Origin of the sequence: Mucilaginibacter limnophilus (genome assembly GCF_004005815.1) — a bacterium.
GTDB lineage: Bacteria > Bacteroidota > Bacteroidia > Sphingobacteriales > Sphingobacteriaceae > Mucilaginibacter > Mucilaginibacter limnophilus.
On record NZ_SACK01000002.1, the window covers coordinates 563843 to 577078 of the forward strand.

Annotated in this window: 10 protein-coding genes; 7 read left to right on the forward strand and 3 right to left on the reverse strand. The window is 43.8% G+C overall.

Annotation, left to right across the window (positions count from 1 at the left end; genetic code table 11):
• Nucleotides 1-28 precede the first annotated feature (28 nt).
• The gene (locus EOD41_RS07020) at nt 29-604 is read right to left on the reverse strand and encodes a C40 family peptidase (RefSeq protein ID WP_127704073.1); all 576 of its coding nucleotides are present in this window, start codon (nt 602-604) and stop codon (nt 29-31) included.
• Nucleotides 605-862: 258 nt separating this feature from the next.
• Between EOD41_RS07020 and pdhA the strand changes: the two genes are divergently transcribed.
• The 3 genes from pdhA (at nt 863) to EOD41_RS07035 (ending at nt 4543) form a co-directional block, all read left to right on the forward strand.
• Entirely contained in the window at nt 863-1858 is a 996-nt protein-coding gene (pdhA, locus tag EOD41_RS07025) for a pyruvate dehydrogenase (acetyl-transferring) E1 component subunit alpha (RefSeq protein WP_127704074.1), read from the forward strand.
• A 23-nt stretch (nt 1859-1881) separates the two neighbouring features.
• Entirely contained in the window at nt 1882-3561 is a 1680-nt protein-coding gene (locus tag EOD41_RS07030; RefSeq protein WP_127704075.1) for a pyruvate dehydrogenase complex dihydrolipoamide acetyltransferase, read from the forward strand.
• Nucleotides 3562-3766: 205 nt separating this feature from the next.
• Nucleotides 3767-4543, forward strand: coding sequence for a M90 family metallopeptidase (locus EOD41_RS07035; protein ID WP_127704076.1), 777 nt, complete (start codon nt 3767-3769; stop codon nt 4541-4543).
• Nucleotides 4544-4755: 212 nt separating this feature from the next.
• Here EOD41_RS07035 and EOD41_RS07040 read toward each other — a convergent pair whose 3' ends face one another.
• Nucleotides 4756-6618, reverse strand: coding sequence for a vWA domain-containing protein (locus tag EOD41_RS07040; RefSeq protein ID WP_127704077.1), 1863 nt, complete (start codon nt 6616-6618; stop codon nt 4756-4758).
• Nucleotides 6619-6703: 85 nt separating this feature from the next.
• Between EOD41_RS07040 and EOD41_RS07045 the strand changes: the two genes are divergently transcribed.
• From EOD41_RS07045 to EOD41_RS07055, 3 genes are read left to right on the forward strand one after another with little or no spacing between them, the layout of a single operon-like run.
• Nucleotides 6704-7273, forward strand: coding sequence for an RNA polymerase sigma factor (locus EOD41_RS07045; RefSeq protein ID WP_127704078.1), 570 nt, complete (start codon nt 6704-6706; stop codon nt 7271-7273).
• Nucleotides 7266-8540 (forward strand): TonB family protein, encoded by a 1275-nt coding sequence (locus EOD41_RS07050; protein WP_127704079.1) that lies wholly within the window; start codon nt 7266-7268, stop codon nt 8538-8540. The genes EOD41_RS07045 and EOD41_RS07050 overlap by 8 nt, the downstream gene beginning before the upstream one ends.
• 55 nt (nt 8541-8595) lie before the next feature.
• On the forward strand, nt 8596-10380 hold the full coding sequence (locus EOD41_RS07055; RefSeq protein WP_127704080.1) for a DUF885 domain-containing protein: 1785 nt from the start codon (nt 8596-8598) through the stop codon (nt 10378-10380).
• 141 nt (nt 10381-10521) lie between these two features.
• On the opposite strand, the gene EOD41_RS07060 is transcribed toward EOD41_RS07055, so the two are convergent.
• The gene (locus tag EOD41_RS07060; RefSeq protein WP_240663236.1) at nt 10522-12081 is read right to left on the reverse strand and encodes a glycoside hydrolase family 10 protein; all 1560 of its coding nucleotides are present in this window, start codon (nt 12079-12081) and stop codon (nt 10522-10524) included.
• A gap of 238 nt (nt 12082-12319) precedes the next feature.
• On the opposite strand from EOD41_RS07060, the gene EOD41_RS07065 reads away from it, so the two are divergent.
• Entirely contained in the window at nt 12320-13231 is a 912-nt protein-coding gene (locus EOD41_RS07065) for a hypothetical protein (protein WP_127704081.1), read from the forward strand.
• The last annotated feature ends 5 nt before the right edge of the window (nt 13232-13236 follow it).

A 13236-nucleotide genomic window follows, 5' to 3' on the forward strand; every position in this document is an offset into this window, starting at 1 on the left:
TCGTATCGTTTAAATCACTAAAAATCTTTTAATTCGTTTCTTCCGTCAGGTCGGCAGCTTCTTCAACCTCATCTTTATATTGAGCCATCAAACGGCCGCCTTTGTAGAAGTAACGGTTGTAATATTTGTCGCCAAGGTTTGAAACGGCTACACCACGTGATGAAGCATGAGCAAATTTACCATCACCTAAATAAACACCAACGTGTGAAATGCTGCGGCTGCGGATCTTGAAGAAAACCAGATCGCCTTCTTTCAGCTCGTCACGACGAACAGGGTTAACCATACTGAATATATCGCGAGAGCTGCGTTTTATGGTAAGGTTAAAAACCTTGCTGTAAATCTCTTTTGTAAAGGCCGAGCAATCAATACCTCTTCTTGAACTTCCGCCAAAACGGTATGGAGTGCCTATCCAATCGTGTACAAATTCAAAAAGTTTTAAATTTGAGGTAGCCGACAAGGCCACACCCATAATTTGGGAAAGGTAAGTTTTAGCAAGGCTTTCATCTTCTGCCTTATCTGCTGCGGGGGTTGGTACGCTTTTTGTTTGAGCCTGCGCACCTAAAACGCTCACAAATAGTGCAATAGCAATAGTTAGTTTCTTCATTTAATCCTTAGTTTGTTGAAATAGGGAACAACAAAATGTTTACTAAATTGGACAGTGTGTCTATTGTTGAATACGAAGTTACCCAAACATTTGTAAACTCCAAATTTTCCGGCCTCTTTTTTTCAAAAAATATAATTTAAAGCAGCTTTTAAAAAATAGTGTTAATAAGCTGTCACAATCGTATTCAATTTTCAAAATTTGCAGGATATAATTAGATTTGCGCTTCCTAACAGAAACATTGGTTCTTTAAATATAAAAATGAGTTCAATTCAAATTACAAAAGACACTTACCTGATGTGGTATGAGTCGATGCAGTTGATGCGCAAGTTCGAAGAAAAGTCGGGACAACTTTACGGTCAGCAAAAAATAAGGGGCTTTTGCCATTTATATATAGGTCAGGAAGCTGTATTGGCCGGCGCGATGTCGGTAATACGTCACGAGGACAGCATGATAACCGCATACCGCGACCATGCCCACGCCCTGGCTAAAGGAACTACGCCAAACGCCGTTATGGCCGAGCTGTACGGTAAAGCTACCGGCTGCTCAAAAGGCAAAGGCGGATCAATGCACATGTTTGATAAAGAGAACCATTTTTACGGTGGCCACGGCATAGTGGGCGGGCAGATCCCTCTGGGTGCCGGTATCGCCTTCGCCGAAAAATTTAAAGGTACCGACAATGTGAACATTACCTATATGGGTGATGGCGCCGTGCGTCAGGGTGCATTGAACGAAACCTTCAACATGGCTGCCCTGTGGAAACTGCCTGTAATTTTTATTTGCGAGAACAATGGTTACGCAATGGGTACTTCGGTAGCGCGTACCACTATTCAGCCTGATATTTACAAACTGGGCTTACCTTATGGTATCCCTTCATCGGCTGTTGACGGTATGGACCCTGTTGCCGTACATAACGCAATGGACGAAGCTGTACAGCGTGCACGTGCAGGTGAAGGGCCAACCTTCCTTGAAATGCGTACTTACCGCTACAAAGGTCACTCAATGTCTGACCCGCAAAAATACCGTACGAAAGAAGAACTGGAAAGCTACAAAGCGAAAGACCCAATTGAAGCCGTTAAACAAACCATACTGAAGGAAAAATATGCCGACGAAAAATGGTTTGAAGAAATGGATGCCAAAATTAAAGGCATTGTTGATGAATCGGTAAAATTTGCTGAAGAGTCGCCATGGCCGGAAGCATCAGAACTTTACACTGATGTTTACGTGCAAAAAGATTATCCATACATTTTAGACTAACCGTTTATACACTATAAAAACATATGGCTGAAGTAGTTAAAATGCCAAAAATGAGCGATACCATGACTGAAGGGGTATTGGCTAAATGGCATAAAAAAGTTGGCGACCAGGTAAAATCGGGCGATGTGCTGGCCGAAGTGGAAACCGATAAGGCTACCATGGATTTCGAGTCTTTCCAGGATGGTACATTATTGTATATAGGTGTTGAGGAAGGCAGCGCCGTTCCTGTTGACGCCGTAATAGCCGTTTTAGGTAAACAAGGCGAAGACTATAAAGCCGCTTTAGAGGCAGAGGGCGGAAGCGCGCCTGCTGCTAAAACTGAAGAAAAGAAAGAAGAAAAACCGGCTGAAGATAAAGCTCCTGCCGCTGCAGCCGAGAAAAAAGATCAGCCGCAGGTTGATACTTCAAATATACCCGCCGCGGTTATTCGCATGCCTTTGCTTAGCGATACCATGACCGAGGGCGTTATCCAGAAATGGAACTTCAAAGTTGGTGATAAAGTAAAGTCAGACGACTCATTAGCTGATGTGGAAACCGATAAGGCTACCATGGAAGTTGTGGGTTACGAAGAAGGTACTTTATTGTACATCGGCGTTAAAGAAGGAGAAGCTGCCAAAGTAAACGATATCATAGCTATTGTTGGTAAAGAAGGGACTGATGTTACCCCTTTATTACAAGGTGGTGGCACAGCCGGAAACGGTAAAGCTGAAAGTAGCGAACAAAAGCCTGCTGAACCAGAAGCTAAAGAAGAAACATCATCTGCACCTGCTACTTCAAATGACGACGATAGCCGTGTAAAAGCATCGCCGTTAGCGCGTAAGATCGCTAAAGATAAAGGCATCAACCTTAATGATGTAAAAGGCACTGCCGAAGGAGGCCGCATTGTTAAAAAAGACGTTGAGGGCTTTACACCTTCAACCAAAGAGGTTGAAGCTGCTAAAGCTGAAGAAAAAGCTGCTCCGGCGGGCGCACCTGCTAAAGAGGCACCAAAAGCTATATCATTGCCAACCGTTATCGGCGAAGAGAAGTTTACCGAGAAACCGGTTACGCAAATGCGTAAGGCTATCGGTCGCCGCTTGTCAGAAAGCTTGTTTACCGCGCCGCATTTCTATGTAACCATGTCAATTGATATGGATGCAGCTATTGTGGCCCGTAATAAAATGAACGAGATAGCGCCGGTTAAAATATCATTTAACGACCTTGTGGTTAAAGCCTGTGCCGTTGCCCTTAAGCAACACCCTGCCATCAACTCATCATGGTTAGGCGACAAGATTCGTTTCAACGAGCACGTAAACATTGGTGTGGCCGTAGCGGTTGACGAAGGTTTACTTGTACCGGTAATTAAATATGCTGATGGCAAAACATTAAGCCATATCTCGGTTGAGGTAAAAGAATTTGCCGGTAAAGCAAAAGCTAAAAAACTTCAGCCAAACGAAATGGAAGGCTCAACCTTCACCATTTCAAATCTGGGTATGTTTGGTGTTGATGAGTTTACAGCTATTATTAACACACCAAACTCATGTATACTTGCAGTTAGCGGCATACAGGCAGTACCGGTTGTTAAAAATGGCGCTGTGGTACCTGGCAACGTAATGAAAGTTACTTTAAGCTCAGACCACCGCACGGTTGACGGTGCTTCGGCTGCGGCATTCCTGCAAACATTAAAATCATTATTAGAAGAGCCGGTTAGGCTGCTGATATAATTTGATTTCGATTTTCGATTTCGAAATTAAAAAGCGATAGGTTAGTGCCTGTCGCTTTTTTGCTTATAAGTAATGTGTCATTTCGACCGTAGGGAGAAATCTTCTGAAAGCAGTGAATAGCATGTCGGAGAAGATTTCTCCTCGTACCTCGTCGAAATGACAATGCCGCTTTAATAGCCTTTTGCTTTTTCATTATCTTGCCAACATGATCTACTTCTCCATCCTTGTCGCTCTTGTTATCTGCTTCACCCTTTTCCAGCGCAAACGTAAGCGGATACTTACACAGGTAATACTAAATGATGCGCAAAAGCAGTTGCTGGCACAGCATATTGATTTTTACAGGAATCTTAACGACACAGATAAACTGTATTTTGAAGATAAGATTGAACAGTTCCTTGACGCTGTACACATTGAAGGCGTTGGGCTTGACGTAACTGATACGGACCGCCTGATGATTGCCTCGAGCGCGGTTATACCAATTTTTGCTTTTAAAGACTGGAGCTACCGTAACGTAACCAACGTGTTGTTATATCCGGATACTTTTGACGAGGAGTACCAGTATGAAGAAAGCGACGAACGCCATATTATGGGTATGGTTGGCAGCGGTTATATGAACGGGCAGATGATCCTTTCACGTAAGGCCCTGCAAAAAGGTTTCTCAAGGCAAAGCGGTGCGTCAAACACCGGTATCCACGAATTTGTACACCTGCTTGATAAATCAGACGGAGCTACCGACGGCATACCCGAAGGCATGCTACCGCATGAATTTATAAAGCCCTGGGTACGCATAATGCACCAGGAGATACATAAAATAGAGGAAGGGCGTTCGGACATCGATCCGTATGCAGCAACCAATGAGGCTGAGTTTTTTGCCGTTGTTTCTGAATACTTTTTTGAGAAACCTGATAAATTTCAGGCTAAGCATCCGCAGCTTTATGAAATGCTAAGCAAGGCCTTTGGACAGGATCCAGCAAAGGGATAAGTATCAAAATTGTCATTTCGACCGTAGGGAGAAATCTTCTGAAAGCAATGAATAGCATGTACGAGAAGATTTCTCCTCGTACCTCGTCGAAATGACACACTTTATGTTTAATAAAAAAAGGAGCCTCGCGCTCCTTTAGTTAAAACAACAGGTTTAGGTATAAAAGTTATTTTGAAGTCCTCTCCTTTGGAGAGGATTCAGGTGAGGCATATTTATTTCCCCAGTTCCTCATTCTTCACTAACAGCTTAGCGCTTTCAGCCAGTTTAACAAACTCAGCGCGGTAGCCCTCATGGTCGTCGCCTTTGCCGGCGCGGGCATTTTTAATAGCTTGTGCCCAGTTTGCGTTTTGTTTAAATTGCGAATCGCGCAGCAGCATACCCACTTCGGCTACGCCTGCGGCAAATTTGAAATCGGTTGATACAGATGCAAAATCTTTAGGCACATCATTAACTACAGCCTGGCTTAGTTTGCTTTTTGATGAGGTTGGCTCTTTGTACCTGAATTTAATGGTTACTAACTCTTTCGACCCGGTTACGGCAGGTTTTGCAGGCGCTTCAACTTTCTGATATTTCAGCGGATCAACATTCCCGGCATAATCTTTTATCCCTGCCGGAACAATCTCATACAACGCAGTAACCGTATGGCCGCTACCCATGTCACCGGCGTCTTTCTTGTCGTTGTTGAAATCTTCTTTATTTAACAAACGGTTTTCATACCCTATCAAACGGTAAGCCTGTACCATGGCAGGGTTAAACTCAATCTGCAGCTTCACATCTTTGGCCACAGTAAACAGTGTTCCGCCAAACTCGCTCACCAGTGTTTTACGTGCTTCGGTAATGTTATCAATATAAGCGTAGTTACCGTTGCCTTTGTCAGCAAGTGTTTCCATCTTGCTATCCTTGTAGTTACCCATGCCATAACCCAGTACCGACAGGAATATGCCGCTTTCGCGCTCTTTAGTAATCAGTTTTTCCATGTCATCATCACTTGAAGCACCTACGTTAAAGTCGCCGTCGGTAGCCAGTATCACCCGGTTGTTGCCGCCTTTTATAAAGTTTTCGGCAGCAGTAGCGTAAGCCAGTTTTATACCAGCGCCGCCGGCTGTTGAACCGCCTGCTTCAAGGTTATCAATAGCATTGTTTATGGTAGCTTTCTTGTCGCCTGTGGTTGGTTGCAATACCAGTCCGGCAGCACCGGCATATACAACTATAGATACTTTATCTTGTGGGCGCAGTTGGTTAATCAGCATTTTTAAAGATGATTTAACCAGGGGCAGTTTATTCTCGTCACTCATCGAACCTGATACATCAATCAGGAAAACCAGGTTTGAGGCAGGTAAATTATCAGTCGGGATGGTTTTAGCCTTTAAGCCGATGCGCAGCAGGCGATGTTTAGTATTCCACGGGGCAGATGACAGTTCGGTAGTGATAGCAACGGGTTCATTATCCTTCGGACCGGGCAGGTTGTAGCTGAAATAGTTGATCATTTCCTCAATACGCACAGCGTCGGCAGGTGGCAGGCTTCCGCCGTTTATAAACCTGCGGACGTTGCTATATGATGCTGCGTCGACATCGATAGAGAAAGTGGATAGCGGATTAGCCCCCGCTTCCTGAAAGCCGTTTTCGGTTATGCCTTTGTAGCTTTCGTTGTTTTCCTGAGGATTAAAATAGCCATAAGATGCAACGGGTTCTAAGGCAACACCCCTTATCGTACTTACCGATCCGGTTACCGAAACCCTTTTTTGTGCGGCATAGCCAACCACCACCACTTCACTTAACTGAGTTGACGATGCGGCCATTACAACATTAATGATATTGCTTTTGCCAATTTTAACTTTTTGGGTTTTATAACCTACAAAAGCGAATACCAGTGTATTCTTCCCCTCAGGCACATCAATGGAATATTTACCCTTCGCGTCAGTTTGTGTTCCTATGGCTGTGCCTTCAACAGTCACAATAACTGCGGGCATAACGCCGCTTGCATCAGTAACCGCACCGGTAATGTGGCGGGTGCTGTTCAGCTTAAACGCCGTAGCGACGGTGAACAACAGGGCGATGATAAATAGCTTTCTCATGATTAGTTAGTTTTTTGATAACAGGATGCAGGTAAAAGCATATTTCCATAAGCCATTTAAAAAAATTATTTTGCCTGCCTTTTAAATGAAGTTTTTCAGCCGTACCATACACCCAGACGAAGCAGATGATGAAGGCTTGTTGAATGGTTACCGCCAAAGCGGCAACCTCAATGTGCTGGGCAAATTGTACGAAAAGTATGTACCGCTGGTGTATGGTGTGTGTTTAAAGTATCTAAAAGATGAAGAGCTGTCGAAAGACGCGGTAATGGGTATTTTTGGAGAGCTGGTAAGTAAGGCAAAGGAGCACGAGGTAAAGCAGTTTAGGGGGTGGTTATATGTACTGGCGCGAAATTATTGCCTGATGCAGTTGCGTAAGGATAAGAAGCTGGAAACAACTTCTTTGGACGAGGTTATGGAAATTGAGGATAATCTGCATCCTGATATAAAAGATAAAGAAGAGTACCTGAAGGTTTTGGAACGATGTATGCAGAAATTACCTGCTAACCAAAGGCAAAGTGTGGACTTGTTTTACCTGCAGGAAAAATGTTATAAAGAGGTTGCCGATAGTACCGGCTTTACCATGAACGAGGTGAAAAGTTATATACAGAACGGTAAGCGCAATCTTAAAATATGTATAGAAAAGCATAGTGGCTAAACAAACCGACATATCGAAACAGATACAGCAATATCTTAGCGGTGAGCTTGATGCAAAAGCTATGCACAGGCTTGAGCGTGAGGCGCTGAACGATCCGTTTTTAGCCGACGCAATTGAAGGTTATGAAGGTGTTAAAGCTGATCAGCAGCATAACCTTGATGATATTGCCTCGCGTTTACAAGACCGTACACAAGCCAAAGTAAAGCGACTTGTTCCATGGAAAATCATATCGGTAGCGGCATCGGTTATAGTTGTGCTAACTATCGGCGGTTTATGGTTTTATACAGATGACAAGGTTACTTCAAAAGAAGTAATGGTGGCAATGCGGGATAAAACGGAGCTTAAGAAACCTGAGACACTTAAATCACCTGCTCCGCCTGCGGAAAATGAGCAGGCTGTTATTTCGGCCCCGCCGGTTGCCGAACCGCGTATGACTTATGTTAGAAAGCCACGTGTTGCTTCTGTTAAATCCCCGAGAAAAAATTTTGAGGCAGAAATACATGAAGAATCCCCGCCAGTTGATGTGTCAGCACTGGCAAGTGCCAATTTTGAAACCGCCAAACCTAAAGATTCTGTTTCGCTGGAAGACAGGATAGTTAATGGTTTTTTTAATGATCCTGCCGATAAAGCGACTCCTGTAGCAGCATCTAAGCCAATAGAAAAAGCTTTACAGGGAAAAGTAGAAGGTGTAAATATTTCGCAGGAAGGAAGTAATTTACATAACCCTAAGACTCTTAACGGCCTGGTTATTGATAACGGCATACCGCTGCCCGGCGCTACTGTTAAATTAAAAGGTACCCGTGTTATGGCACAAACTGACGCTGAAGGTAAATTTAAAATACCGGTTGATAAAGATAAGTCTGAACTGGAGATAACATCCATTGGCTATCTATCACAAAATGTAAGCGTAAAAAAACAAGACACGCTGCTTATTGCCATGCAGCCTAATAAACAATCATTAAACGAGGTGGTGGTAGTTGGTTATGGTACCAAAAAACAACATAAAGCCATGCCTGCCGATGGATGGAAAGAGTTCAACAATTATCTGAAAGACGAAGCTAAATCGCCGGATGGTAAAGAAGGTACTGTAAAACTGTCATTTGTGGTTCAGCCAAACGGAGATTTAACCGAATTTAAAATACTGAAAAGCGTTAGTAAACAAACCGACGAAGCAGCTATCGATCTGATTAAAGATGGACCTACGTGGCTGTCAAGTTCCAACGGCAAGCCCGAGACGGTTACCATCAGCATAAAATTCACCCTGTAAGTGTTAAGTATATGTTAGGGGTATTTAGTAGCTTTACGTACTAACCTCATAACAAATGAAAAAAACTTTCGTGATGCTATGCATTGCAGGAGCTATTGCTGCATGTAAGCAACCCGGCTCTAAGGGCTCATCATCCGCACAAACCAATAAAGATCTCGCTAAAATTTTTGATAACTATTACGAGAGTTATCTGAAATTCGACCCAATAACCGCTACATATATCGGTGATGTCAGGTACAACAGCCAGCTTCCGAACACGCTGTCTGAGTCATATATCAACAATTTTAAAGGGTTTCTCACCTCATACTTAGATAGTGTTAAAACCTTTAACCGTGCCGAGCTTAACGAAGAGGATCAGTTATCGTACGACATCTTTTTGTACGAAGCCCAAACCACGTTAGACGGTTTCAAATACCATCTCGAATACATGCCTTTTAACCAAATGTTCGCTTTGCCATTAACAATCGGTCAGTTTGGTTCGGGGGGCGCTGCGCAGCCGTTTAAAACTGTTAAAGATTACAAAGACTGGTTGAACCGTCTGCGGGAGTTTTCTGTTTGGGCAGACACTGCCATTGTTAACTTTAACAAGGGTGTAAAAACAGGGCTGGTACTGCCAAAGTCTCTGGTGGTAAAAATGATACCGCAAATGGAAAGCTTCGTGGTTACTGATCCAACAACCAGCCTGTTTTACGAACCGATCAAAAATATGCCTGCCGGTTTCTCTGCAGCCGACAAAAAGGAGCTGACAGACGCTTATAAAAGAGCCACTTTAGAAGTGGCTGTACCAACGTATAAAAAGCTGGCCGTATATTTAAAGAATGATTACCTGCCGCATGCGCGCAGCACTTCAGGTTTATCGGCAGTACGCGGAGGAGCAGATATTTATAAATATCTCGTAAAACAGCAAACCTCAACTAACAAAACGCCTGAGGAAATCTATCAAACCGGCTTAAAAGAAGTTGCCCGCATAAAGGCGCAAATGGACAGCATAAAAAACCTTGTAGGTTTTAAAGGCGATATGAAAGCCTTTTTCACCTACATGCAAACCGACCCGAAGTTTATGCCATATAAAACACCAAAGGATGTGCTTAACGCTTTTGAAAACATTCATCAGCGTATGAAGCCTAACCTTGAGAAAATGTTCAGTCATGCGCCAAAAACACCGTTTGTGATCAAACAAACTGAGGCTTTCAGGGCGGCATCTGCCAGTGCTGAATATAATCCAGGGTCGGCAGACGGCAAGCGTCCCGGCATATTTTATGTACCGATACTGGATGCAACAAAATTTAATGTGACATCAGGCATGGAATCATTGTTTCTGCACGAAGCTATACCCGGCCACCATTACCAGATATCTTTGACGTTTGAAAATCCATCGCTGCCTAAGTTCCGCAGGTTTTTAACCTATGAAAATGCTTATACCGAGGGTTGGGCGCTGTATACCGAATCGTTAGGTAAAGAGCTGGGCTTATATACCGACCCTTATCAGCACATGGGCGCTTTGGGTGACGAAATGCATCGTGCCATACGTTTGGTGGTTGATGTAGCCATACACACCAAGGGCATGACACGTGAGCAGGCCATAAAATACATGATGGACAATGAATCGATAAACGAGCAGGGCGCCACTGCCGAAATTGAACGTTACATGGGTATACCGGCGCAGGCATTGGGCTATAAAACCGGCGCGCTTAAAATACGTGAGCTGCGCACCAAATACGAGAAACAATTAGGTGATAAATTTAAGCTTGCTGATTTTCATACTGAGGTACTGAAAGATGGTTCATTACCACTAAGCGTTCTGGAAACCAAAATGGATGCCTGGGCAGCAAAACAATAAAATAATCCATTGTCTGCCGAACTTGATTCGGCATCCCATAAGCTCTGTATGCTTGATATGTGCAATGCTGAAACGAGTTCAGCATGACGGATGAAGGTTAAGATCTACGCTCGTAATGACGTAATGCTTTAAGCAAATGACTTAATTACTTACAGCAATAGCCGGCGTTCGGTCGCTTTCGTTTTTTAACCTGTCGATAGCGGTTATTACATACAGGTAAGTCTTGCCTTTTTCGGCAGTGTCATCCTGGTAAAAAGTACTGTTGTTGTATTGAATATGCAGAATATGTTTCGGGTCGTTAATATCGGTTTTCTCACCTTCTTCAAAACGATAGATTACGTAACCATAAACAGGTTCATGGTCGCGGGCTTGTAGGGGCTCCAGCCAATGTAAAGTGATGCCATTTACCGATGGCTTAATGGTGAGGTTACGTGGCACATTGGGCGGCACCGAATCGCGCCAAAGCATAGGCGGCGGCAAAGCAGGATATTTATAATAGTTTGCCCTTAACGAGTCGGTGAAGCCAAGCGGGTTGGCCAGCAGCGAGTTTGAACTGAAATAAACGCTGCCCTGTACGCGCGCGTTATTCCGCAGGTATTTTACCTGATTGGGCAGTTCGGCAGGGTTGCGGAAGGCGGCCGTTTTACGCTCAAGTATACGGTATGGCCCTTGACCGATATACAAATGATGGTTGTTGGCGTTGTTGCTCCACCAATCTAACAACTTATCAAAAGCCGCGGCACGGTTGCCAAGTTGCCAGTATAGCTGCGGATTAATATAATCAAGCCAACCCTCGGTTATCCACCTGCGCGAGTCGGCAAACTGTTCGTAGTATGATGAACCGCCGTTGGTTTCAGATCCTTCAGGGTTTTGATTCTTATTCGCCCAAATACCAAACGGACTTATGCCAAACTTTACATAAGGTTTGTGGGCATGTATGCTGTCGCTCAGCATTTTTATCAAGCTGTCAACATTTGCCCGGCGCCAGTCCTTAATGTTGTCAAAGTCGCTGCCACATTTTTCATAGGCCGCTTCATCATCAATACGCTGCCCGGCAATAGGATAGGGGTAAAAGTAATCGTCAAGGTGTATGCCGTCAACATCGTAGTTATCTACCACGTTCAGTATCACTTTAACAATATACTCGCGCACTTCGGGTATGCCAGGGTTAAACAGTTTTATACCGCCGTATGTAAAAAACCACTCGGGCTTAAGGCGGGTAATATGATCGGTAGCCAGGGCGCTGAAATTCCTGTCGAACGTTGCACGGTAAGGGTTAAACCAGGCATGCAGCTCAATGCCGCGTTTATGGGCTTCATCAATGGCAAATTCTAATGGGTCATATTCTGGATATGGGGCACGGCCTTGTTGCCCGGTAAGGTACTTTGACCATGGCTCGAAACTTTTGGCATATAAAGCGTCGGCGGCGGGGCGCACCTGCAGCATAACCGCGTTTATACCCGTTTGCCGATGCTCATTCAATATATTTAATAATTCTTTTCGCTGCGTTTCAGGGGCCGACCGCTGGCTGCTTGGCCAGTCGATATTTACAACGGTAGCTATCCATACGCCTCTGAACTCACGTTTAGGTGCAGGTACATATGTATCGGCAGCATCCTGATTATCAGGTTGTGCATATACTGCCGTTAAACCAAAAAGTGTGAAAAAAAATATGATGAAAGATGTGTATCTGCGTATCAAAGCCGGGTATAATTAATTTAGCTGCAAAGATATAAACTCATATTGATGCCGTTTAGTATGGTTGATAATTAATACGGATGTTTGTGTTTTAAGCCTGCAGTGCTTATTTTAGCAAGCTAACGGCCGATTACCGGCGAATATTTTTAATACATTAATATCATATTTTTGCAATATCAACGTATTTATAAGGTAGCCGTTCACATTATGCTGATGCTGCAGTACTTTAAAAAAGTAACATATGGAGAACCAATCTGAACAACCTGCAAAAAAGAATTCGAACGTTATTTACTTCCTGATTATAGTTGTTGTTGCGCTGCTGGGAACAGACGTTTACCTGTATTTTCAAAAAAACAAGTCGGATACAAAATATGTGTACATCAATGATGAGAAAACACGTTTGCAAACTGAACTTGATAGCCTTGAGGCGCAAATTGAGCAGATAAGCGGCAGCAAAACAAAGGTGACTGCCGAGCTGCAGGCCACAAACGATTCGTTACGCAACCGCATTCGCATATTGCGCAGTGAACTGGCGAAAGGCAAATTAACTGCGGCCGAACTTTCAAAAGCACAGGAAGATGTAAAACAACTGCGGTATTTTGTAACCAAGTACACTGCCGATATAGAGGAGCTTAAAAAGCAAAACTCATCGCTGCTGGTTGAGCGTGACACGCTGAAAACAAACTTGGCCACCGTTACCGAAAAAGCAACCAATCTTGAAAAAGAAAATCAGGACCTGAATGTTAAAGTTGCACAGGCATCTGCTTTAAAAACAGGCAACGCCAATGTTGTAGCTTATAAGGTGAAAAACAGCGGCAAAGAGTCTGACACCGACAGGGCTAAGAATGCTAAAAAGATAAAGATTAACTTTACAGTAGCGCCTAACAGCGTAGCCGCTAAAGCGCTGCACGATGTGTACGTTCGTATTATCGACCCAACCGGTAACCTGATTACTCCTGCTGATGCGGGTGCATTTAGCGCCGATGGACAAGAACTGCAGTACAGCTACAAAACATCTATTGATTTCAGAGATGATGGCAGCGCTTATACCATCGACTGGACAAACCCGCTTACTTTCCAGAAAGGTACGTACACCGTAATGCTGTATGCCGATGGTTATACAATGGGAAAAACAAGCTTTACGTTAAAATAATATTC